This window comes from Curtobacterium sp. BRD11 (assembly GCF_031844345.1).
Lineage (GTDB): Bacteria > Actinomycetota > Actinomycetes > Actinomycetales > Microbacteriaceae > Curtobacterium.
Genome location: NZ_JAUZUZ010000004.1, coordinates 322,857 through 344,465, shown reverse-complemented (window position 1 = coordinate 344,465; position 21,609 = coordinate 322,857). Strand labels below are relative to the sequence as shown.

The following is a 21,609-nucleotide window of genomic DNA, read 5'->3' as shown; positions in this document are numbered from 1 at the left end:
CCGACAGTGGAGGTGTGCGACACCACCGAGAACGACCCACCCTGCTGCGCGCCGACGGTGACGACTCACGCGCGCGGACCCTCCGCCGGCAGCACCGCGCTGGCCTCCTCGTCCGGCTCCGCGCCGGCACGTACCTGCCTCGCACGTCCTGGGTCGAGCTCGATGAAGCCGACCGGCACCTCGTCCGCATCTGGGCGGTCGCGCCGGCCGTACCCACCGGAGCTGCGTTCTCGCACGTGTCCGCCGCACTCGTGCACGGCTGGCCCCTGGTCGGCCCGGCACCCGAGCGCGTCCACGTGACGGTACCGGGGGCCGAGCGCACCGTCCACCGGGCCGGCCTCGTCCTCCACGCGTCCGGTGGCACGCAGGTGCGCCTGGCCCCCGCTCGCCTCGACGGCGTCCCGGTCACGGACCTGGTGACCACGGCATCGACGGTCGCGACCTCGCTGCCCGTGCACGTGGCTGCCGTGGCGATCGACGGGGCGGTGCGCGCCGGTGCGCTGACGCCGTCCGAGCTCGCCACGGCACTCCCGGCCGGCCCTGCGCGCGGATCTCGACGAGCGCAGACCGTGCTGCGGGCGCTCGACGCTCGGCACGAGACCGTCGGTGAGTCCTACACGGCCGCCCGGCTGGTCGAGAGCGGCATCGACCGGGTGGTACCGCAGCACGAGTTCCGCCACGACCACGTCGTCGACCGCGTCGACTTCTGGCTCCCGGACAGCGGGACGGTCATCGAGTTCGACGGGAAGGTCAAGTACACCGACCCGACGATGCTCGCGGGCCGAGACCCGGGTGAGGTCGCCTGGGCGGAGAAGCGCCGGGAGGACCGACTCCGGCAGCGGAGCGAGGTGCGGACCGTCATCCGCGTGACGTGGTGGCACCTGGAACGACTCGATCGTTTCCAGGGCCTCCTCCGGGCGCACGGGCTGGTGCTGTGAGACGAGACTCGGCCCCGCGGACAACTTCGCGGCACGTGAACCGCGAATGTGTCCGCGAGGCCGAGTCTCGCGAAGCGGACCGCCGGACCGCCCGCCCTACCGCCGGCAGCGCGCCCCGCGCACGACGAAGGCCGCCGCCCCGAGGGGCAGCGGCCTTCGCGAAGAGCAGTACGCAGTACTTACGCGAGCTCGATCGTGGCGCCGGCGGCCTCGAGGGCCTCCTTCGCCTTGTCGGCCGTCTCCTTGTTGACACCCTCGAGGATCTTGGCGTCGGCGGTCTCGACGAGCGCCTTGGCCTCGCCCAGGCCGAGCGACGTGAGGCCACGGACCTCCTTGATGACCTGGATCTTCTTGTCACCGGCCGACTTGAGCACGACGTCGAACTCGGTCTTCTCCTCGACCTCCTCGGCGGGGGCAGCAGCGCCACCGGCCGCGGCGACCGCGACGGGGGCAGCAGCGGTGACCTCGAAGACCTCCTCGAACTTCTTCACGAAGTCCGAGAGCTCGATGAGCGTGAGCTCCTTGAAGGCCTCGATGAGCTCGTCCTGCGAAAGCTTCGCCATGATTTTCTCCTACTACTAGCTAGTACGTGTGGTTGATGAACGCGTGCCTGGTCAGGCCGCGGACTCCTGCTTCTCGCGAAGGGCGTCCACGGTGCGGACGGCCTGCGAGAGGGGTGCCTGGAACAGGTACGCAGCACCGAACAGCGAGGCCTTGAAGGCGCCGGCGAGCTTGCCGAGCAGCACTTCGCGGGACTCGAGGTCAGCGAGCTTGTCCACCTCGGTCGCGGTGAGCGGGTTACCGTCGAAGTAACCGCCCTTGACCACGAGCTGAGGGTTCGCCTTGGCGAATGCACGCAGCGACTTCGCGACGGCGACGGTGTCACCGTGGACGAAGGCGAGAGCGGACGGACCGGCGAGCTCGTCGTCGAACGAGGTGATGCCGGAGTTGTTCGCCGCGATCTTGGTCAGCGTGTTCTTCACCACGGCGTACGTGGCGTGCTCACGGATCGAGTTGCGGAGCTCCTTGAGCTGCGCCACCGTGAGACCGCGGTACTCGGTGAGCAGAACGGCGTTCGAGCTCTGGAATGCTTCCGTGAGCTCGGCGACCGCAGCTTCCTTGTTCGCCATGGTTCTCCTTGGGGTTCTTGCCGGCTAGCCCCTGGTCACCACACGAAAAAAGCTCCGGCGCAGAGGCTCGGAGCTGCTCCCCCGCGAACGGGAGGAGTGGATCTGAACACCTGCGCTGGCTGCCCCACGAGTGAGGACCTTCGGTCTGTGCGCGAGCGCACAGACGACCGGCGGTCTTTGGCTTCGAAGAAGGTACCACAGGATCCGACGGTGACCAAGCGCCGGACGGGAGGCGCGGGGCGGCGCCGCCACGTTCCTCCAGACCGTCAGGCGGTCGGCGTCACCGTGCCGGACGCGACCGCCGGCCGCGTGGCCGGCAGGTGCACCGTGAACACCGTGTCGCCGGGTCGGCTCGTGACCGCCACGCTGCCGCCGTGCGCCTGCACGACCGCGTCGACGATGGCCAGGCCGAGGCCCGTCGACCCGGCGCTCCGCGACCGTGAGCTGTCCGCCCGGGCGAACCGTTCGAAGAGCTTCGGCAGGAACTCCGGGTCGATGCCCTGCCCGTCGTCGCGCACGGTCAGGTCGACGCCGTCGGCGCCGGGTGCGATACCGACCGTGATGCGGGTGCCCTCCGGGGTGTGCGTCCGGGCGTTCGTGACGAGGTTCACGACCACCTGGTGGAGTCGGGCGGCGTCACCGGGCACGACCACGGGTTCGTCCGGCACGTCCACCGCGATGACGTGGTCCGGCGACGCGGCGTGGGCGTCGTTCACCGCGTCGAGCACCAGACCGGTCAGGTCGACGTCGGCGAACTGGACCTCGCGGCCCTCGTCGAGGCGGGCGAGCAGGAGCAGGTCCTCGACCATGCTCGTCATGCGCTCCGACTCCGACTCGATCCGGCTCATGGCGTACACGACGTCCGGCGGCAGGTCGGCGCCCATCCGTCGGGTCAGCTCGGCGTACCCGCGGACCGACGCGAGCGGGGTGCGGAGCTCGTGCGAGGCGTCGGCGACGAACTGCCGGACCTTCTGCTCCGAGCGCTCCCGGGCCTGCATGGCGCCCGCGATGTGTCCGAGCATGCGGTTGAAGGCGGTCCCGACCCGGCCGACCTCCGTCCGTGGGTCGGTGTCGGGGACGCGGACGCCGTCGAGTGCGTCGCTCCGTTCGAGCGGCATCCGGGCGACGGACGACGCAGTCTCGGCCACGCGCTCGAGCGGGCGGAGCGAGCGGCGCACCACGACCGCGGCGACCCCGGTCGCTGCGAGCAGGGCGAGGGCGGTGACCACGAGCACCACGCCGAAGAGCTTCCAGACGCTCTCGTACACGGGCGCCATCGGCAGGCCGACGACGAGGACCGCGGATCCGAGCGACACCGCGGTGACCCGGTAGCGGCCGAGGTCGGTGCCCAGGTCGACGGAGTGCGCGGCCCCGTCGACGGTCACGTCGTAGAGCGCGCGCGTGGCGGACGACGCGACCTGGTCGATGTTCCCGTCCTCGTCGAGCACGCTCCCGAGGGCGACGTTCCCGTTCAGGAAGTACACCGTGAGCGTGCCTGCCGCCTGGCCGCTCGGTCGCCCGATCTCGGGGCCGGGCCCGTCCGCTCCCTGGCGCTCGACGGAACGCTGCGCGCGGTTCGTGGCGCTGGTCAGCTGATCGTCGATCGCCGCACGCTGGATCGAGAACAGCGCGATGATGCTGCCCGCCCCGATCACCGTGCTGAGCGCGACGACGATCGCGACGATGCTCAGGACGAGCCGTCGTCGGAGCGTCACGAGGTCGGCTTGATGACGTACCCGACGCCGCGCACCGTGTGGATCATCGGGGTCTCGCCGGCGTCGATCTTCTTGCGCAGGTAGGAGATGTAGATCTCCACGACCGAGCTCTTGCCGCCGAAGTCGTACGACCACACCCGGTCCAGGATCTGCGCCTTGGAGAGCACCCGCCGAGGGTTGCGCATGAGGAAGCGGAGCAGCTCGAACTCGGTCGCCGTGAGCTCGATGGACCGACCGGCGCGGGACACCTCGTACGACTCCTCGTCGAGCACCAGGTCGCCGACGACGATGCGGGAGTCACCGGCCTCGGACACCGAGATCTGCGAGCGACGGATGAGCCCACGGAGGCGCGCCACGACCTCCTCGAGGGAGAACGGCTTGGTCACGTAGTCGTCGCCGCCGGCGGTCAACCCGGTGACCCGGTCCTCGACGGAGTCCTTCGCGGTGAGGAACAGCACCGGGGTGTCGTCGTTGTTCTGCCGGAGCCGACCGAGCACCTGCAACCCGTCGAGGTCGGGCATCATCACGTCGAGCACCATCGCGTCGGGCTGCCACTCACGGGCCGTGGCGAGGGCCTGCTGACCGCCGTTCGCGCTCCTGACGTCCCAGCCCTCGTAGCGCAGCGCCATCGACAGCAGGTCGGTGAGGCTGGCCTCGTCGTCCACGACGAGGATGCGCAACGGCGTGCCGTCGGCGCGGGTGAGGCGGGGGGCTGCTGCGGGCTGGGAGATCGTCACGTCATCGAGGATCGGTGTGGTTCCTATGAGCCGTCTGTGGCCCAGCCCTCCTCGTCCTGTGGATCGTCCCACCGGTCCCGGGGCTCGTCGACGCTTCCCGAGCAGCCGCCCGGGGAGTCGCCCGTAGCGTCGGCACCATGCTGCGATCCCCGGCCTGGCCCCCGTCCGTGACGGACGTCGACACCGCGGACGTCGAGGCGGCGGCCGGGAGGACCGGCTCGTCCCCGCAGGACCGGCTCGCCTTCGCACGGTGGCTGGCCGACACCGCTCCGCCCCTGTCCGCAGGATCCGCCGGCGGCGCGTTCGCGGCCCTCGCCGCGGTCGCCGCCGCCGACGTCGCGCTCGCCCGCACCGTCGAACCGCACCTCGACGCGCTCGGCATCCTCGCCCAGGCCGGTTCGGCCGCCCCGGCGTGCTCGACCTGGGGCGTCTTCGCGGCCGAGGCGCCGGGGACGACGCTCACCGCGACCCCTGACCCCGCCGCCGGTCCCGACGCCGTCCGGCTCGACGGGACGAAGCCCTGGTGCTCGCTCGCGTCGACGCTCTCGCACGCGCTCGTCACCGCGCACATCGGTGACGACCGGCAGCTGTTCGCGGTCGACCTGCGACAGGACGGTGTCACGGCGCACGACGAGGCCTGGGTCGCGCGCGGGATGCCCGACGTCCCGAGCGGCCCGGTCGACTGCACCGGCGTCCGGGCGACCGCGGTCGGCGCACCCGGCTGGTACCTCACCCGCCCGGGCTTCGCCTGGGGCGGCATCGGCGTCGCGGCCTGCTGGTGGGGCGGAGCCGTCGGCCTCGCCCGGCTGCTGCGGTCCGCCGCGGCGGCCCGACCCGACGCCGAACTGCTCCGGGCAGCGCTCGGCGCGACGGTCCTCGACCTCGCCGACGCCGAGGACGCCCTGGCGACCGCCGCCGCCCGGATCGACGCGGCCGGGTCGGACGACGACACCGACTGGTCGCTCGTGGCGCAGGTCACGCGGTCGCGGGTCCGTCGCGCGGTCGACGCCGTGTCGCAGCGCGTCGTCGCGACGCTCGGCCCCGCCCCGCTGACGAGCGACCCCGCGGTCGCCGCAAGGGTCGCCGACCTCGGGCTCTACGTGCTGCAGGACCACGGGGAGCGCGACCTCGCCCGGGTCGGACGCATCGTCACCGAACGCGGCGGTGTCGCGTGGTGAGCTTCGACCACCGCGAACCCGGGACCGATCCCGCGGCGTGGACGGCGTTGCTCCGCTCGGTGCCCGCGGTGCCGGTCGACCTGCGCGGTGTCGGCTCGGTGGTCGTCGTCGCGCCGCACCCCGACGACGAGACCCTCGGCGCCGGTGGCCTGATCGCGACGGCCGCGGACGCCGGCATCCCCGTCCACGTGCTGCTCGTCACCCGCGGCGAGCGCTCGCACCCGGACTCCCCCACGGTGACACCCGCCGAGCTCGCGCCCCGTCGCGCCGCCGAGTTCCGGGCCGCGCTGCGCGTGCTGCACCCGACGGCCGGCGCGACCGAGCTCGACGTGCCCGACGGCGCGGTGCGGGAACACGTCGACGTGCTGCGCGCCGCACTCGAGCACCGTCTCGCCGGGGCGCCGCGTCCGACGCTCGTCGTCGCGCCCTGGCGCGGGGACGGACACCGCGACCACCGGATCGCCGGCGAGGTCGCGGAGCAGGTGGTCGACGCGACGCCGGGCACCGACCTGCTCGCGTACCCGGTGTGGGCCTGGCACTGGGACGACCCGGCTGCTCCGACCGCACCGTGGGACCGGGCCCGCACGCTCACCCTCGACGCGGACGTCCGTGACCGGAAGGCCCGGGCGCTGGCCGCCTACCCGTCGCAGACGCTGCCGTTGTCGGCAGCACCCGGGGACGAGGCGATCGTCGACGACCGTCACGCGGCGCACCACCTGCGGGTCGAGGAGTGGCTGTTCGCGCCGGTGCGGTCGCGCTCCGGGGACTCCTTCGACGCGCACTACGCGCGGAAGCCCGAGGGGTGGGACTTCGACGGCTCCTGGTACGAGCAACGGAAGCGCGCCGTCACCCTGGCCGCACTCCCCCGCCCCCGCTTCCGGTCGGCGCTCGAGCTCGGCTGCGCGACCGGCGTGCTCACCGCGGCCCTCACCGAGCGCGCGGACGCGGTCCTCGGCACGGACGTCGCTGCCGCCGCGATCGAGCGGGCGGAGCGACGGGCACCGGGCGCCCGGTTCGAGACCGCCGCGTTCCCCGCCGAGTGGCCGGACGGCCGGTGGGACCTGGTGGTGCTCTCGGAGGTCGGCTACTACCTGTCGCCGGACGACCTCGACCGCACCGTCGACCGGGTGCTCGAGACGCTCGACGACGACGGCGTGCTCGTCGCCTGCCACTGGCGCCACCCGGACGACGACGCGGTGACCGACGGCGACACGGTGGACGCGCGGCTGGCCGCCCGCTGGCCGCGGCCCGCACTCGTCCGGCACGTCGAGGAGGACTTCGTGCTCAGTGTGCTGCCGGGACCCGCCGTCGCCTCGGTCGCCCGGGCCGAGGGGCTCGTCCGGTGAGCGCCACCCGCATCGACGTCGTCGTCCCGGTGCACGACGAGGAGACCTCCGTCCGCGCCGCCCTCGACGCACTGGCGACCGCCGTCACGTCACTCCACGACGCGCACCCGTCGACCCGGGCCGCCGTGACGCTCGTCCTCGACGGCTGCACGGACGGTACGGCCGGCATCGTCGGGACGGCGCGGCAGGCGGACCCCGTGTGGCGGACGGGCCGCCTGCACGTCAGGACCTCGTCGCGCGTCGGCGTGGGTCGCGCGCGGGCACTCGGCACCGCGCACGCGAGGACCCTCGCCCGGGCGACCACGCCCGGCCGGCACTGGTTCGCGCACACCGACGCCGACTCGCGCGTCCACCCGGACTGGCTCGTGCAGCAGGTGGACGCCCTGCTCGCCGGAGCGCACCTGCTCGTCGGCGCGGTCGTCCCCGACCCGGACGACCTCGACCCCGCGGTGCTCGACCGCTGGCGGGCGGCACACCCGCCCGGGGCGACCCTCGGGCACGTGCACGGCGCGAACCTCGGCGTGCGGGCGGACGCCGACACCGCGTTGGGCGGCTTCGACCCCGTGCCCGAGCACGAGGACGTCCGACTGGTGGACCGGGCACGGGCACTCGGGCTCGACGTCCGGGCGACGACCGAGCTCCCGGTGGTCACGAGCGGACGCTTCGCCGGCCGGACCCCCGGTGGGTACGCGGAGCACCTCCGTCGCACCTACGGCGACGCCGGCTGACCCGCCCCTCCGGCCCCCGCCCGCCCCTTCCGCGGAACGCAACGTCGGCGGCTGCCCGCACGGCGACACCGCTGCGAGCAGTCGCCGACATTGCGTCGTGCGGTGCGGGTCTGCGCGGACACTCCCGCGGAGCGGCCCGACGCGCTCAGGTGACGGGGTAGTCGCAGTACGCGAACCAGCGCGAGTCGGGCGACCACGGCGGGACGTTGACGGTCCCCTGGCCGCCGTCGAGCGCGACGAGGGTCTCGGGCACGACGGCGATCCGCGCGCCCCGGGCCAGGACCCCGGGCAGCAGCCGCAGCTCGACCCGGTGGTCGGCGGGGTGCCCCTGCACGCCGGGGCCGTACGACAGGTAGAGCAGGTGCGCGCCGTCCGGGGACAGGTGCGGGAACCAGTTCACGCGGTCGTCGGCGGTGATCTGCACGGGACCGCCCGCACCGCCGTCGCCCACACCGCCGTCGCCCGCAGCGCCGTCGCCCGCTGCGCCGTCGCGGGCCCCGAGCCGGAGCGACGCGAGCTGCGCGGTGCCCGGTGTGAAGCGCTCGGTGTTGAACAGGACGGTGGCGCCGTCCGGCGTGATCGCGCACCCGTCGTCCGGGTGGGGGTCCCGCGTGAGGAAGGTCGTGTCGCCGGACGCTGCGTCGACGAGGGCGACGTCGGTCGTCCAGACCCCCTCCGGCGTGCGCTCCCCCACGATCGCCGCGAGGGTCGAACCGTCGGGCGCGATGCCGTGCAGGTAGTACTTCCGGACCACCGGCAGCACCGCGGCGGTGTCGGTGATGCGGACCGCCGACCCGCCCTCGGGCAACGGGACCCGGTACAGCTCGCCGTCGCGGGCGCTCACCACCACGGAGTCGCCGCCGGGGTCGAGCACGTGGTCGTTGTTGATCTCGTCGACGCCCGGCATCGGCACGCGGACGAGAGCGGTCTCATCGAGCACCGTGTCGCTGCCCGTCGCTGGCGGGGTCAGGAGCCAGAGGTCCCCGTCCCCGTTCAGCACGAGCGTGCCGTCGTCGCGCACGTTCGGCGCCTCGACGAGCACCCGGTCCGACGAGAACACGAGCCTCGACGTCCGGGTCTCGACGTCGTACACGTGCACCCGGCTGCTCTGCCCCGGCAGCAGCTGCCGTCCTCGCGTCCCCGTCATCTGTCCATCCTGTCGCATCGGACCACGCACCGACGAGACTCGGCCCGGCGGACAGTTCCACGGGCGAAGTCCCGCGAAACTGTCCGCCGAGCCGAGTCTCGGGTAGGCCGGCCGGGCCCGCCAGCCGAGCCCGGCCGGGCCAGCCGGGAGCGCCTACTTCACCGCACCCGCGGTCAGACCGGCCACGAACTGGCGCTGCACGATGAGGAACGCCACCACGACCGGGATCGAGACGACGAGCGACGCCGCCATGATCTGGTTCCAGTACACGTTCGTCTGCGTGGAGTACTGCTGCAGACCGTTCGCGAGCAGCTGCCCGTCGCCGTTCGTCATCACCGAGGCGAAGAGGACCTCGCCCCACGCGGTCATGAACGAGTAGATGCCGACCGCGACGAGACCGGGTCGCGCCGAGGGCAGGATGACCCGGAACAGCGCGCCCATCGGTCCGGAGCCGTCGACCATCGCGGCCTCGTCGAGCTCCCGCGGGATCGTCTCGAAGTACCCGGACAGCATCCAGATCGAGAACGGCAGCGTGAACGTCAGGTAGGTGATGATCAGGCCGAGCCACGACCCGACGAGCTGGATGCCGAGCGCGTTGCCGAGGTTCGTGAAGATGAGGAACAGCGGCAGCAGGAACAGCACGCCCGGGAACATCTGGGTGGAGAGCACCGCCGTGGTGAAGGTGCTCTTGCCCTTGAAGTTCCAGCGCGAGACACCGTACGCGGCGAACGTGGCGATGATCAGCGAGAACAGCGTCGCGATCGTGCAGACCACGAGCGAGTTCACGAAGTACTTCGCCAGCGGCACCGTCGACCACATGTCGATGAACGGCTGGAGGGTGATGTTGGTCGGGATCCACGTGAAGTTGTCCTGCACGTCGCCGAGCGGCTTCATCGCCGTGGTGATCATCACGTAGAGCGGGACGACCGTGAACAACGTCAACAGGACGATCGTGACGACCTTGAAGGACTTGGCGCCCATTGTTTCACGCACGGACGGACCTCCGGTTGGTCACGGCCAGGTAGATGCCCGTGACGATGAGCAGGAAGATGAGGAGCAGCACGCTCATCGCGGCGCCGGAACCGAAGTTCCAGGTGATGAACGACGCGTTGTAGATGTGGAAGCTGAGCAGGTCGGCGGCCGGCGGTTGCGCGGTCGAGCCGAACAGCACGTACGGCGTGTTGAAGTCGTTGAACGTCCAGAGGAACATCACGAGCACGAGCGTCACGTTGACCGGACGGACCATCGGCAGCGTGATGGAGCGCCACTGGCGGAAGGGCTTCGCACCGTCCACCGACGCGGCCTCGTACACGTCGTTCGGCACCGACTGCAGGCCCGCCATGAGCATGAGGAACGCGAACGGCCAGGTCTTCCAGATCGCGACGACGACGACCGAGACGAACGCGTTCGAGCCGATCAGCCAGAACGGTCCCTGCCCACCGAAGAGTCCGAGCTGGTCGACGAGGACGTGGTTCACGGCACCCGAGTCCCGCTGGAACATGAACTTCCAGGTGATGATGCCGGCGTACATCGGCAGCGCGTACGGCACGAGGAAGAGCGTGCGGAAGAGCCCGCGGCCCTTGAAGGGCTTCTGCAGCGCGACCGCCGCAGCCATGCCGAAGGTCCACGCCAGCGCGACGACGATGACCGTGTAGCCGCAGGTGATGAGGAACGAGTTGAGGACGCCCTTGCCGATGGCCTGGTCGAAGTCGATGGCGACCGAGTAGTTCCGCAGCCCGGCGAAGGGCGCGGCTCCCCAGTTCGCGATGAAGTACTTGGTGAGCTGCACGAACGAGATCCAGATGCCGGTGAGCATCGGCACGATGTGGATGAGCAGCTCGAAGAGGACCGCCGGCGCGACGAGCGCGTACGGCAGCCAGTGGCGCTTCGGCTTCCGACCCGGCTGCGGCCCCGACAGGGTCGGTGCCTTCGTGTGGGTCAGGTCGATGCGCTCGGAGTCGGGCAGGACCGAGGTGGTCATGGGTGGGGGCCTTCCGGCAGGAGGGGGATCGGTGCTTCGCGCGGGTCCGTGGCAGCGGACGGGAGGCGCGGCGTGCGTGAGCCGATGCGCTCACCCCCGGCGCGGGGCCGGGTGTGGAGGGGCGAGGCCCGGGGCGCGTCCTGCGGACGCACCCCGGGCCTCCCGGCCGACTAGCCGACCGACTGCGAGACCTGGTCCTGCGCGGTCTGCAGGGCCGTCTTGATGTCGCTGTCGGACACCGTGCCGCCGGTGGCGATCTTGGCGAACATGTCGTTCATCGCCTTGCCGACCGTCGACTCGAACTGGTCCTCGGCGGGCACCAGCGGGAGCGGCTTCGCCTTGTTGTTGTAGATGTCGAGGAACGTCTTCGTCTGCTCGTCGGAGACCGAGTCGGCAGCCGAGGCGAGCACCGGCAGGGCCGAGTACGGCTTGTCGAGCGTCGTCTGGGTGTCCTCGCTCGTCATGTACTTGACGAACTTCAGCGCACCGTCCTTGTTCTTCGTGTTCTTGAAGACCGACAGGTTGATGCCGGCGGGGAAGGAGGCGATGTCCTTCGCGCCCTCGGGTGCCGGGAAGGGCACCACGCCGAAGTCGTCGGCGGACATGCCGTTCGACGTGATCGTGGCGTTGGCGTTGTTCTGCGTCAGCATCATCGCGGCCTTCTTGTTCGCGAAGTCCGACACCGCCTGCGTGCCGTTGTCGTACTGCGCGTTCGAGGTGTTGACCGCCTTGTCGGACTGCATCAGGTCGAGGTAGCGCTTGATGCCGTCGACGTTCGCCTTCTGGGTGAAGGTCGGGTTGCCGTCCTCGTCGAACCACTCGCCGCCGTTCTGCGCCGAGTTGATGAAGGCGAAGTGCGCGTTCTCGGTGTACGAGCCACCGGCGATGGTGAAGCCGTACTTGCCGTCGGTGGTGAGCTTCTTCGCGTCGGCGGTCAGCTCCTCCCACGTGGTGGGTGCCTCGAGGCCGGCGTCCTTGAACATCTGCTTGTTGTAGTACAGGCCGTAGGCGAGGCCGTAGAGCGGGACGCTCGTGACGGTCTTGCCCGGAGCACCACCGGTGGACAGCGCGACCTTGCCGAACTTGTCGGCACCGCCGATCGCCTCCATCTCCGAGTCACCGAACTCCTGGAAGGCGCCGGTGGCCTGGAGCGACGTCGCCCAGGTGTTGCCGATGTTGACCACGTCCGGGCCCTGGCCCGAGGTGACGGCGGTGGTGATCTTCGTCTGCAGGTCGTTCCAGCCGATGACCTGGAGGTCCACCTTGATCCCGGTCTCCTTGGTGAACTTCTCGAGGACGGGGGTGAGCACCTCCTTGTCGTTCTGCAGGGACGTGCCCTGGTTGGACGCCCAGTACGTGAGCGTCTTCGAGTCGCCGGAGGAACCGGACGACCCGGAGGAGCAGGCCGCCAGGCCGGTCACGGTGAGTGCCGCGGCCGCGGTGATGGCCAGTGCGCGGATGGCAGTGCGCATGACTCTCTACTTTCTCGTCGTTGAGATGGTGCGAAGGGGTGTACGTGTCGGGTGCTGCTGTGTGCGTGCCGGTCGACGTCGCCGTCACCGGCGTGCGGGGTCGTCCCGATGCCCTGCCCGGGTGTGCCGTCGTCCGCGGACGGACGCCGGCGCGTCCGGTCAGGACAGGGTCGACTCCGCCGGGTCCCAGCCCTCGGGGAGGGTCGGGGAGGGTGCGACGGTGCTCTCCACGAGCACCGTCTCACCACGTTCTGCCGCCTCGGCGATGGAGACCATCACGTCGAGGACGTGGAAGGCGAGGTCGCCGGGGACCCGGTTCTCCTCACCCGCACGGAGGGAGCGGGCCAGGTCGACCACGCCCGTCCCCCGCGAGTAGGTGGACCCGACGGCGGGGATCGTCTCGGGCTCGTCCGCACCGAGCACGTACAGCTCGGTGTCGCCGTCGAAGTCGTTCGGGTCCGGGAACACGACGGTCCCTGTCTCCCCCGCGATCTCGACGAAGCCGGTGCGGCCACGGTCGGACTCGAACGAGAACACGCTCTGCGCGCTCCCGCCGTCCTCGAACTGGATCAGCGCCGAGTGGTTCGTCGGCACGTCGACGGGGAACTCCGTCCCGGCCTTCGGACCCGAGCCGATCGTGCGGGTGGCACGGGACCTCGAGGCGGTGGCGGTGACCTTCGCGACGGGTCCGAACGCCTGCACCAGGGTGGTGATGTAGTACGGGCCGATGTCGAACAGCGGGCCGGCGCCGTCCGCGAAGAGGAACTCGGGGCTCGGGTGCCACGACTCCGGGCCGGGGCTCTGGAAGAGCGTCAGACCGTTGAGCGGTGTGCCGATCCGACCGTCGCGGATCGTCCGGAGGGCGGTCTGCAGTCCGGCGCCGAGGAACGTGTCCGGCGCGACGCTGACGGTCCTGCCGGCGGCGCGCGCCGCGTCCCGGAGCTCGGCCGCGCTGGAACGGTCGAGCGCGTAGGGCTTCTCGCCCCAGACGTGCTTGCCCGCGGCGAGGGCGCGGAGGGCGACCTCGACGTGCGCGGCCGGGATGGTCAGGTTCACGACGATCTCGACGTCGTCGTCGGCGAGGAGCTGCTCCACCGAGCCGGATCCGGCGACGCCCCACTTCTCGGCCTGGGCGGCGGCACGTGCCTCGTCGATGTCGGCGATGAACCGGACCTCGACGTCGGGGAAGACCGTGAGGTTCGACAGGTACTGGTCGGAGATGACCCCGGCCCCGATGACGCCGACCCCGACCGGGCCATTGCGGCGCGCGGCGTCGTCGGACTGCTGCGCGCCCGCCGCGGTCGTCGTGTCGGTCATGCGCGGACCCCCTGCAGGAACGTGTACGAGTCGGCGACGGCCTGGAACACGTCGCCCTCGTGGCCGTCGAGCTCGACGACGTGCTGGGCGTCCGGCGCCGCGGCGACGATGTCGCGGATCGGCATGACGCCGTTGCCCACCGCGACCTGCTTCTCGTCGTCGTGCGAGCCGTCGCCGTCCTTGACGTGCAGGAACTGCACCTTGTCGCCGTACTTGCCGAGGATCGCGACCGGGTCGTCGCCACCGACCGTCACCCAGTAGGTGTCGAGCTCGAGGACGACGTCGTCGGACAGCGCGTCGGCGAAGACCTCGTAGGCGCTCACGCCGTCGATGCGGTTCGAGAACTCGAACGCGTGGTTGTGGTAGCCGAGCACGAGTCCGTGGTCGGCGGCGCGGGGAGCCAGTGCGCTGAGTTCGCGGGCGACGGCCTCGACGTCCTCGCGGGTCGTCCAGCGGGCCTCGTCGATGTGCGGGTCGATGAGCGTCCCCAGCCCGACCGTGACGCTGGCGTGGAGGATGCGCTCGAGGTCCTGCTCCCCGGCGTCCAGCAGACGGGCGTGGCCGCTCGGTGCCTGCAGGCCAGCGGCCGCCAGGGCGTCGCGCAGTTCCTCGGCGCGGTCGACGAAGCCGAAGGCCTCGACGTTCGTGTAACCGATGGACGCGATGCGCTGGAGCGTGCCCGGCAGGTCCGCCGAGAGGGCGTCCCGCACCGTGTAGAGCTGGACCGACAGGGGTTGTGTCACCAGGGGTTCTCCTCGTCGAGATGGTGGATCGTCAGTGATCGAGCGTCACACTATGGCCGCTTCTGTCGGCGGTCAAGCAGAAGTTGCGAAGTCCTCGACAGTCTTCGTTGCGTGGCGCGTTCGATGTGTGCTTCACTCCCGACATGATCGACTTCACCCGGACGGCAGCGTCGCCGCCGGTCGGAGCGAGCGAACTCTTCCAGATCCTCCGCGACGGTGTGCCGCGGACCCGGGCGGAGCTCGCCGCCCTGACGGGACTCGCACGCTCGACGATCGCCGTGCGCCTGGACGCCCTGGTCGACGTGGGGCTCGTGGGCCCCGTGGAGACCGCCGCGTCGACCGGCGGCCGTCCCCCCGCCCAGGTCGCCCTCGTCCCGCGCGCACGCCTCGTCGTGGCCGCCGACCTCGGTGCCTCGCACGGGCGGGTCGCCGTGACCGACCTCGTCGGGGCCCCGCTGGCGACGCGAGAGGCCGCGATCGACATCGCCGCCGGCCCGGTCCCCACCCTCACGTGGCTGGTCGAGACCGTCGACGAACTGCTCGACGAGGTCGGTCGGCGGCGCGACGACGTCGTCGCGATCGGCATCGGCGTCCCCGGCCCGGTCGAGTTCTCCACCGGGCGCCCGGCGAACCCGCCGATCATGCCGGGCTGGGACGGCTTCGACGTCCCCGGCTGGTTGCGCGGCCACGTCGCCGCGCACGTGCTGGTCGACAACGACGTGAACATCGCCGCGCTCGGCGAACGGGCGTACGGCTGGCCGGACCTGGACCACCTGTTGTTCGTGAAGGTCGCGACCGGCATCGGCTCGGGCATCGTCTCCGACGGGCAGCTCCGCCGGGGCGCGCAGGGCACCGCGGGCGACATCGGTCACGTGCGCGTGTCCCGCGCGGGCGACGTGCCGTGCCACTGCGGCAACACCGGCTGCCTCGAGGCCGTCGCCTCCGGCCCGGCCATCGCCCGCGCCCTGCGGGCGAAGGGCCACGACGTGCACACCAGCGGCGACGTCATCGACCTGGTGAACCGGTCGGAACTCGACGCGATCGGGGCCGTCCGACAGGCCGGCCGGGACATCGGCGAGGTCCTCGCGACCTGTGTCTCGCTCGTCAACCCGTCCGTGATCACGCTCGGCGGCTCCATCACCCGTGCCGGGGAGCACCTGCTCGCCGGTGTCCGCGAGGTCGTCTACGCCCGCTCGATGCCCCTCGCCACCGAGCACCTCGTGATCGCGCAGTCCCGTGCGGGCTCCGTCGCCGCCCTGCAGGGCGCAGCCGTGCTCGCCCTCGACTACGCGCTCTCCCCCGCCGGCGTCGACGAGCTCGTCGCCCCCGCCGAGGGCCGTCAGCTCGTCTCCTGAGGGCGGACGCCGCGCGCGTCGGTTCGCGCCGTGTCGGCCCGCGGGGTGACAATCGTCCGGTGACGATCGTGCAGCCCACCCTGTGGGGCGACCTGGACCCCGGTCTGGAGGCCCTCCCCGCCTCCGCCGCGCCGGCCACGTCCGCCGTGCGGTCGGCTGCACGCGACGCTGCTCCCGTCGGTCGTCCTGCCGCGGGCCCGCGGTCCGCGCCCGGTGGCCACGACGCGTTCACCGCGCTCCGCGGGCACACCGAGCGGATCGTCGCGCACTCGTCCGACCGGGTGGCGTGGCTCCGCGCCCGCGCGATGGGCATCACCGCGACCGACGTCGCACGGCTCGCGTCGCTGCGCGCGGTCGAGACCGTCGTCGCCGAGAAGCGGTACGGCTCCCGGTTCTCGGGCAACGCCTGGACCGAGCACGGCAAGGACCGTGAGCCCGTGATCGCCGCCTGGGTCGCGGCCACGCACGGCATCGAGCCGTCGGCCCACCTCTTCCACGCGAGCACGAACCGCGCGCACCTGGCGACCCCCGACGGCGTCGGCCACGACGCGTCGGACCGACTCGTGCTCGCCGAGATCAAGACCACGGGCAAGGGCTGGCGGAGCATCCCCCGGCACTACCTGCGCCAGGTCTGGTGGCAGCAGTACGTCCTGGGGGCCGACCGCACCCTGTTCGTGTGGGAGCGCCACGACGACTTCGTGCCCGTCGCCGACGAACCCGAGTGCCGGTGGGTCGACCGCGACGACGACCAGATCCGCGGGCTCGTCCAGCTCGCGGACCTCGTGCTCGACAAGCTCCGGACGTTCCGGGTCTAGACCCGCAGCAGACGCAGCCGGCTCATCCCCACCACGAGGATCCCCATGAGCCCGATGAACACCGCGACGCCGAGGCAGTACAGCGCCACGACGCCGTAGCCCTGCGCAGGGTCCAGGAACGGGTACGGGACCCACCCGTCGGTCGCGCCGCGGACGAGCACCACGACGAGCCAGACCGCCGGGTAGACCAGGAACCACCAGACGTGCCGGAGGAGCAGCCGCGCCCGGTCGGAGAACACCAGCCAGTCGAGCACGGCGTACAGCGGGATCACCTTGTGCAGCACGTCGTTCGACCACGGCACCGTGTTCGACACCGAGGCCCCGACGAGCAGCGTGTTGTAGACGACGCCCGTCGTGGCGATGTACACCGTCGCCGCACCCCGGAACCCGGTGAGCAGCAGGTTGCTGCGCTGCCGTCGCGCTGCTGCCACGAGGGTCAGCGCGAAAGCCACCGCGACGATGAGGTTCGACTGGATCGTGAAGTAGCCGAAGAAGTTCCAGAACAGGTAGTCCGGCGTCCGGGAGGTCACGAGCCACTGCGCGAGGACCGCGGCGACGACCGCGATCACGGCGACGAGCCGGAGGGAGTTCACGAGGGTCCGCACGAGGCCACGGTATCCGGTCGGACCCCCGGGAACGCAGGAGGACCCGCACCGATCGGTGCGGGTCCTCCTGAGCTGATCAGTCGATCAGATGGCGTTGACGTCGAGCGGGATGCCCGGTCCGAACGTCGTCGAGACGGCGCCCTTCATGATGTAGCGGCCCTTCGACGCGGACGGCTTGAGGCGGACGATCTCCTCGAGCGCGGCCGAGATGTTCTCGTCGAGCTGCTCCGGCGTGAACGAGGCCTTGCCGACGACGAAGTGCACGTTGGCGTGCTTGTCGACGCGGAACTCGATCTTGCCGCCCTTGATGTCGTTGACGGCCTGCGCCACGTTCGGGGTCACGGTGCCGGTCTTCGGGTTGGGCATGAGGCCACGCGGGCCGAGCACCTTGCCGAGACGACCGACCTTGCCCATGAGCTCCGGCGTCGCGACGGCGGAGTCGAACGCGGTGTAGCCCTCGGCCACCTTCGCGATGAGCTCGTCGCCACCGACCTCGTCGGCACCGGCGGCGATGGCGGCCTCGGCCGCAGCGCCCACGGCGAAGACGATGACGCGGGCGGTCTTGCCCGTGCCGTGCGGCAGGATGACCGTGCCGCGGACCATCTGGTCGGCCTTGCGCGGGTCGACGCCGAGCTTCAGCGCGACCTCGACCGTGGAGTCGGTCTTCGCCGAGCCGGTCTCCTTCGCGAGGGCGACTGCCTCGGTCGGGGTGTAGAACTTGTCGGCCTCGATCTTCGCGGCCGCGGCCTGGTAGGCCTTGGACTTCTTCGCCATGGTGTTCTCCTCAGGAGCTACGTGGTTGACGAGCCGGCGAGGCTCTCCCACGGAAAGGGGTCGGGGTGTGTGGGGCGCTGAGGCTTACGCCTCGACCGTGATGCCCATCGAACGAGCGGTGCCGGCGATGATCTTCGCGGCCTGCTCGATGTCGTTGGCGTTCAGGTCGGCCTGCTTGGTCTCGGCGATCTGACGGACCTGGTCCATCGAGATCTTCGCGACCTTGACCGTGTGCGGGGTCGAGGACCCCTTCTGCACACCCGCGGCCTTCTTGATCAGCTCTGCGGCCGGCGGGGTCTTGAGGACGAACGTGAACGAACGGTCCTCGTAGACGGTGATCTCGACCGGCACGACGTTCCCGCGCTGCGACTCGGTCGCGGCGTTGTACGCCTTGCAGAACTCCATGATGTTCACGCCGTGCTGACCGAGCGCAGGACCGATCGGCGGGGCCGGGTTGGCGGCGCCCGCGTTGATCTGCAGCTTGATGAGGCCCGTGACCTTCTTCTTCGGTGCCATGTTGTGCTTCCTCCTGGAATCGAACGCACGGGGATCCGTGCACTCTCCCGCTGGCCCGGCGGATCCGGACCGCGGTGAAGCCCCGCATGCCACAGCACGCGGGGCCAAACCTCAGTAGCTTACTACAGCTTGGTGACCTGGTCGAAGCTGAGCTCGACCGGGGTCTCGCGCTCGAACAGCGAGACGAGGACGGTGAGCTTGCCGCTCTCCGGCTTGATCTCGGAGATCGAACCCGGCAGGCCCGCGAACGAGCCTTCCTTGATGGTGATCGTCTCGCCGATCTCGAAGTCGACCTCGGCCTGCGGCTGCGCCTGTGCGGCACCGCCGGACTTCGCGCCGCCCTTGGTCGGTGCGGCCTCGGCGACCTGCACGAGCGACTTCAGCATGCCGAACGCCTCGTCGAAGCGGAGCGGCGTCGGGTTGTGGGCGTTGCCGACGAAGCCGGTGACACCGGGGGTGTGGCGGACGACCGACCACGAGTCCTCGTTGAGGTCCATGCGGACGAGCACGTACGAGGGGATCCGGACGCGGGTGACCAGCTTGCGCTGCCCGTTCTTGATCTCGACGACGTCCTCCATCGGGACCTCGACCTGGTAGATCGAGTCCTCCATCGACATCGAGATCATGCGGTTCTCGATGTTCGACTTCACGCGGCGCTCGAAGCCCGCGTAGGAGTGGATGACGTACCACTTGCCCGGCTTCATCCGCAGTTCGGCCTTGAAGGCGTCGTACGGGTCGACCTCGGCGGGCTCGTCGTCGACCTCGTCGGCGTCGAGGGCCTCGTCCGCGGCGAGCGTCTCGTTCGCCTCGGCTGCGGAGGCGTCCTCGAGCTCGGTCTCCTCCTCGTCCTCGACCGCCTCGACGGCGGCCTCGGCCTCGTCGGCGGAGTCGATGTCGAGCGCGTCGTCGACGACGGCGTCCGCCTCGGGGTCGCGGGACTCGGCCAGCGCCGTGAGCGCCTCGTCGATGGAGGTGTCCACCGTGCCGTCGTCCGGCTCGTCGCTCGTCCCGAGGGACTCGGCGTCCTCGTCCTCGACGGAGATCGCACGCTCCTCGGCGGACTCGACCGAACGGCCCTCGGCGGTCTCGACGTCGCCTTCCTGGTTCTCCTCGACCTCGGAGGACTGCTCGGCAGCCGTGGCGAGGTCGATGTCGTCGCGGGAGTAGTCAGACACTGCGGTTCTTTCCGTTCGGTGGTGCGGATCGGGTGAGTGGCCGGAGCGGTTCGCGTCCGTCGCCGTCTCGGGCGACCGTACTCCTGTCGGGGTCCGGCCAGGTGAACGGACGCAGCAGACCAGCCGTCAGGCCGGTCGGCGACGGGTCAGGCCGTGGGACCGTTGCCGAAGACGTAACCGACGCCGAGACCGAAGACGAAGTCGAGGATCGACACCAGGATCATCATCACGACGACGAAGACGAGCACGACGCCGGTGTAGCTGAAGAGCTCCTTGCGGGTCGGCGTGACGACCTTGCGGAGTTCGCCGATGACCTGGCGGATGAAGAGGACGACGGCAGCGATCGGGCCACCACGCTGAGCACGGTCGGCCTTGGCCTTCGCGACGACGTCGTCCGCCGTCGTCTCCATGTCCTTGCTCGCCACCTTCACACCTTCCAGACTTGCAGGGCGGACAGGACTCGAACCTGCAACCTGCGGTTTTGGAGACCGCTGCTCTACCAATTGAGCCACCGCCCTGTAGGGGTCGGAACCCCCTGGGGCACGTCCCGTCACCGTTCCGTGCGCCGGTGGTCGAGTGTACGGGAGTCCGTCACACGCTGTCCACTCGGCCGCTCCCTCCGGCGTGCCGCGCCGGTAGGCTGGCGGCCGTGAGCACCGCAGCCCCCGGCCCCGAGTCCACCGCCCCCGAGACCGCGACGGACTCCGTCGCCGCGACCTCCGACCGTCCGCGCATCGCGTCGCGCATCGCCGCGATCGCCGAGTCCGCGACGCTCAAGGTCGATGCGAAGGCCAAGGCGCTCAAGGCCGCCGGTCGTCCGGTGATCTCGTTCGCGGCGGGCGAGCCGGACTTCGCGACGCCGCAGCACGTGGTCGACGCCGCCGTCCTGGCCGTCCAGGACCCCGCGAACCACCGCTACACGCCGGCGACGGGCCTGCCCGAGCTCAAGCGGGCGATCGCCGAGAAGACCGCTCGCGAGTCCGGCGTCACCGTCGACCCGTCGCAGGTCATCGTCACCAACGGCGGGAAGCAGGCCGTCTACCAGGCGTTCCAGACCATCGTGGACGAGGGCGACGAGGTCCTGCTGCCCGCTCCCTACTGGACCACCTACCCCGAGGCGATCCGCCTGGCCGGCGGCGTCCCGGTCGAGGTCTTCGCGGGCAGCGACCAGGACTACCTCGTCACGGTCGAGCAGCTCGAGGCAGCGCGCACGCCGAGGACCAAGGCGCTGCTGTTCTGCTCGCCGTCGAACCCCACCGGCTCGGTGTACTCGGCCGAGCAGACGAAGGCCATCGGCGAGTGGGCGCTCGAGCACGGCATCTGGGTGGTCAGCGACGAGATCTACCAGGACCTGGTCTACGACGACGTCGCCTTCACGGGCATCCTCGACGCGGTGCCGGCCCTCGCCGACACCACGATCCTCGTCAACGGCGTCGCGAAGACGTACGCCATGACCGGGTGGCGCGTCGGGTGGTCCATCGGCCCGGCCGACGCCGTGAAGGCCGCGTCCAACCTGCAGTCGCACCTGTCGTCGAACGTGGCGAACGTGTCGCAGCGTGCCGCGATCGCAGCCCTCACCGGCCCGCAGGAGCCCGTCGCGGCGATGCGCGAGGCGTTCGACCGCCGCCGTCGCGCCATCGTCGAGGGGCTCAACGCGATCCCGGGCTTCGTCACCCCGACCCCGAAGGGCGCCTTCTACGTCTACCCCGACGTCACGGCGCTCCTCGGCCGCGAGTGGGCGGGGTCGACCCCGACGACCACGCTCGAGCTCGCGGACCTGATCCTCGAGCACGCCGAGGTCGCGGTCGTCCCGGGCGAGGCCTTCGGTCCCTCCGGCTACATCCGGATGTCCTACGCGCTCGGCGACGACGACATCGCCGAGGGCGTCCGGCGGCTGGCGGCGTTCTTCTCCGCGTAGCCCCCTCCGCAGCACGCAA

22 protein-coding genes and 1 tRNA gene are annotated in these 21,609 nt (G+C 71.1%); 7 read left to right on the top strand and 16 right to left on the bottom strand.

Annotated features, from left to right (window positions below; genetic code table 11):
- The first annotated feature begins 14 nt into the window (after positions 1–14).
- Complete coding sequence (locus Q9R28_RS11890) at positions 15–938, top strand: hypothetical protein (protein WP_311206186.1); 924 nt, start codon at positions 15–17, stop codon at positions 936–938.
- Between the two features lie 179 nt (positions 939–1,117).
- On the opposite strand, the gene rplL is transcribed toward Q9R28_RS11890, so the two are convergent.
- The 4 genes from rplL to Q9R28_RS11870 all read right to left on the bottom strand — a co-directional run bounded on the left by rplL (position 1,118) and on the right by Q9R28_RS11870 (position 4,520).
- Entirely contained in the window at positions 1,118–1,501 is a 384-nt protein-coding gene (gene rplL, locus Q9R28_RS11885) for a 50S ribosomal protein L7/L12 (protein WP_066655204.1), read from the bottom strand.
- A 51-nt stretch (positions 1,502–1,552) separates the two neighbouring features.
- Positions 1,553–2,068 carry a 50S ribosomal protein L10 gene (gene rplJ / locus Q9R28_RS11880; RefSeq protein ID WP_058727460.1) on the bottom strand — a complete coding sequence of 172 codons (516 nt, stop codon included), beginning with the start codon at positions 2,066–2,068 and terminating at the stop codon, positions 1,553–1,555.
- A gap of 266 nt (positions 2,069–2,334) precedes the next feature.
- A complete protein-coding gene (locus Q9R28_RS11875) occupies positions 2,335–3,783 on the bottom strand; it encodes a HAMP domain-containing sensor histidine kinase (protein WP_311206185.1) in 1,449 nt (482 codons plus the stop codon).
- Positions 3,780–4,520: a response regulator transcription factor gene (locus tag Q9R28_RS11870; protein ID WP_144411339.1), complete on the bottom strand. Its 741-nt coding sequence runs from the start codon at positions 4,518–4,520 to the stop codon at positions 3,780–3,782. Before Q9R28_RS11870 ends, Q9R28_RS11875 begins: the two co-directional genes overlap by 4 nt.
- A 137-nt stretch (positions 4,521–4,657) precedes the next feature.
- Between Q9R28_RS11870 and Q9R28_RS11865 the strand changes: the two genes are divergently transcribed.
- From Q9R28_RS11865 to Q9R28_RS11855, 3 genes are read left to right on the top strand one after another with little or no spacing between them, the layout of a single operon-like run.
- Positions 4,658–5,698, top strand: a complete 1,041-nt coding sequence (locus Q9R28_RS11865; protein ID WP_311206184.1) for an acyl-CoA dehydrogenase — start codon at positions 4,658–4,660, stop codon at positions 5,696–5,698.
- A complete protein-coding gene (locus Q9R28_RS11860) occupies positions 5,695–7,044 on the top strand; it encodes a bifunctional PIG-L family deacetylase/class I SAM-dependent methyltransferase (RefSeq protein ID WP_311206183.1) in 1,350 nt (449 codons plus the stop codon). The genes Q9R28_RS11865 and Q9R28_RS11860 overlap by 4 nt, the downstream gene beginning before the upstream one ends.
- Positions 7,041–7,772, top strand: a complete 732-nt coding sequence (locus Q9R28_RS11855) for a glycosyltransferase (RefSeq protein WP_311206182.1) — start codon at positions 7,041–7,043, stop codon at positions 7,770–7,772. The genes Q9R28_RS11860 and Q9R28_RS11855 overlap by 4 nt, the downstream gene beginning before the upstream one ends.
- Before the next feature lie 145 nt (positions 7,773–7,917).
- On the opposite strand, the gene Q9R28_RS11850 is transcribed toward Q9R28_RS11855, so the two are convergent.
- From Q9R28_RS11850 to Q9R28_RS11825, 6 genes are all read right to left on the bottom strand, one after another.
- On the bottom strand, positions 7,918–8,919 hold the full coding sequence (locus Q9R28_RS11850; RefSeq protein WP_311206181.1) for a biopolymer transporter Tol: 1,002 nt from the start codon (positions 8,917–8,919) through the stop codon (positions 7,918–7,920).
- 153 nt (positions 8,920–9,072) lie between these two features.
- Positions 9,073–9,900, bottom strand: coding sequence for a carbohydrate ABC transporter permease (locus Q9R28_RS11845; RefSeq protein ID WP_235426348.1), 828 nt, complete (start codon positions 9,898–9,900; stop codon positions 9,073–9,075).
- A gap of 4 nt (positions 9,901–9,904) precedes the next feature.
- Positions 9,905–10,900 (bottom strand): carbohydrate ABC transporter permease, encoded by a 996-nt coding sequence (locus tag Q9R28_RS11840; protein WP_200884102.1) that lies wholly within the window; start codon positions 10,898–10,900, stop codon positions 9,905–9,907.
- Positions 10,901–11,070: 170 nt separating this feature from the next.
- A complete protein-coding gene (locus Q9R28_RS11835) occupies positions 11,071–12,372 on the bottom strand; it encodes a sugar ABC transporter substrate-binding protein (RefSeq protein ID WP_066655227.1) in 1,302 nt (433 codons plus the stop codon).
- 159 nt (positions 12,373–12,531) lie between these two features.
- Positions 12,532–13,689 (bottom strand): Gfo/Idh/MocA family oxidoreductase, encoded by a 1,158-nt coding sequence (locus tag Q9R28_RS11830; RefSeq protein ID WP_311206180.1) that lies wholly within the window; start codon positions 13,687–13,689, stop codon positions 12,532–12,534.
- Positions 13,686–14,432, bottom strand: coding sequence for a sugar phosphate isomerase/epimerase (locus Q9R28_RS11825; RefSeq protein WP_066655229.1), 747 nt, complete (start codon positions 14,430–14,432; stop codon positions 13,686–13,688). Before Q9R28_RS11825 ends, Q9R28_RS11830 begins: the two co-directional genes overlap by 4 nt.
- Before the next feature lie 143 nt (positions 14,433–14,575).
- Here Q9R28_RS11825 and Q9R28_RS11820 point away from each other — a divergent pair, with 143 nt between their 5' ends.
- The gene (locus Q9R28_RS11820; RefSeq protein WP_066655230.1) at positions 14,576–15,787 is read left to right on the top strand and encodes an ROK family transcriptional regulator; all 1,212 of its coding nucleotides are present in this window, start codon (positions 14,576–14,578) and stop codon (positions 15,785–15,787) included.
- Between the two features lie 59 nt (positions 15,788–15,846).
- Entirely contained in the window at positions 15,847–16,602 is a 756-nt protein-coding gene (locus Q9R28_RS11815) for a YqaJ viral recombinase family protein (RefSeq protein WP_066655232.1), read from the top strand.
- On the opposite strand, the gene Q9R28_RS11810 is transcribed toward Q9R28_RS11815, so the two are convergent.
- The 6 genes from Q9R28_RS11810 to Q9R28_RS11785 all read right to left on the bottom strand — a co-directional run bounded on the left by Q9R28_RS11810 (position 16,599) and on the right by Q9R28_RS11785 (position 20,190).
- A complete protein-coding gene (locus Q9R28_RS11810; protein WP_066655235.1) occupies positions 16,599–17,207 on the bottom strand; it encodes a Pr6Pr family membrane protein in 609 nt (202 codons plus the stop codon). The genes Q9R28_RS11815 and Q9R28_RS11810 overlap by 4 nt on opposite strands.
- Positions 17,208–17,291: 84 nt before the next feature.
- The gene (gene rplA, locus Q9R28_RS11805) at positions 17,292–17,981 is read right to left on the bottom strand and encodes a 50S ribosomal protein L1 (RefSeq protein ID WP_066655236.1); all 690 of its coding nucleotides are present in this window, start codon (positions 17,979–17,981) and stop codon (positions 17,292–17,294) included.
- A gap of 84 nt (positions 17,982–18,065) precedes the next feature.
- Positions 18,066–18,497, bottom strand: a complete 432-nt coding sequence (gene rplK, locus Q9R28_RS11800) for a 50S ribosomal protein L11 (protein ID WP_017888638.1) — start codon at positions 18,495–18,497, stop codon at positions 18,066–18,068.
- A gap of 122 nt (positions 18,498–18,619) precedes the next feature.
- Positions 18,620–19,672, bottom strand: coding sequence for a transcription termination/antitermination protein NusG (gene nusG / locus Q9R28_RS11795; protein WP_209685055.1), 1,053 nt, complete (start codon positions 19,670–19,672; stop codon positions 18,620–18,622).
- Between the two features lie 146 nt (positions 19,673–19,818).
- Entirely contained in the window at positions 19,819–20,097 is a 279-nt protein-coding gene (gene secE / locus Q9R28_RS11790; protein WP_066658449.1) for a preprotein translocase subunit SecE, read from the bottom strand.
- A gap of 20 nt (positions 20,098–20,117) precedes the next feature.
- Positions 20,118–20,190: transfer RNA gene (locus Q9R28_RS11785), tRNA-Trp, on the bottom strand.
- Between the two features lie 215 nt (positions 20,191–20,405).
- Here Q9R28_RS11785 and Q9R28_RS11780 point away from each other — a divergent pair.
- Complete coding sequence (locus Q9R28_RS11780) at positions 20,406–21,590, top strand: pyridoxal phosphate-dependent aminotransferase (protein WP_066658451.1); 1,185 nt, start codon at positions 20,406–20,408, stop codon at positions 21,588–21,590.
- Positions 21,591–21,609: the final 19 nt, after the last annotated feature.

What these genes read in the sequence shown, in the direction of transcription:
- rplL (WP_066655204.1), bottom strand. Translation starts at nt 1,501, where the DNA reads ATGGCGAAGCTTTCGCAGGACGAGCTCATCGAGGCCTTCAAGGAGCTC.
- Q9R28_RS11845 (WP_235426348.1), bottom strand. Translation starts at nt 9,900, where the DNA reads ATGGGCGCCAAGTCCTTCAAGGTCGTCACGATCGTCCTGTTGACGTTG.
- Q9R28_RS11865 (WP_311206184.1), top strand. Translation starts at nt 4,658, where the DNA reads ATGCTGCGATCCCCGGCCTGGCCCCCGTCCGTGACGGACGTCGACACC.
- rplA (WP_066655236.1), bottom strand. Translation starts at nt 17,981, where the DNA reads ATGGCGAAGAAGTCCAAGGCCTACCAGGCCGCGGCCGCGAAGATCGAG.
- Q9R28_RS11830 (WP_311206180.1), bottom strand. Translation starts at nt 13,689, where the DNA reads ATGACCGACACGACGACCGCGGCGGGCGCGCAGCAGTCCGACGACGCC.
- Q9R28_RS11850 (WP_311206181.1), bottom strand. Translation starts at nt 8,919, where the DNA reads ATGACGGGGACGCGAGGACGGCAGCTGCTGCCGGGGCAGAGCAGCCGG.
- Q9R28_RS11840 (WP_200884102.1), bottom strand. Translation starts at nt 10,900, where the DNA reads ATGACCACCTCGGTCCTGCCCGACTCCGAGCGCATCGACCTGACCCAC.
- Q9R28_RS11820 (WP_066655230.1), top strand. Translation starts at nt 14,576, where the DNA reads ATGATCGACTTCACCCGGACGGCAGCGTCGCCGCCGGTCGGAGCGAGC.
- rplJ (WP_058727460.1), bottom strand. Translation starts at nt 2,068, where the DNA reads ATGGCGAACAAGGAAGCTGCGGTCGCCGAGCTCACGGAAGCATTCCAG.
- rplK (WP_017888638.1), bottom strand. Translation starts at nt 18,497, where the DNA reads ATGGCACCGAAGAAGAAGGTCACGGGCCTCATCAAGCTGCAGATCAAC.
- Q9R28_RS11835 (WP_066655227.1), bottom strand. Translation starts at nt 12,372, where the DNA reads ATGCGCACTGCCATCCGCGCACTGGCCATCACCGCGGCCGCGGCACTC.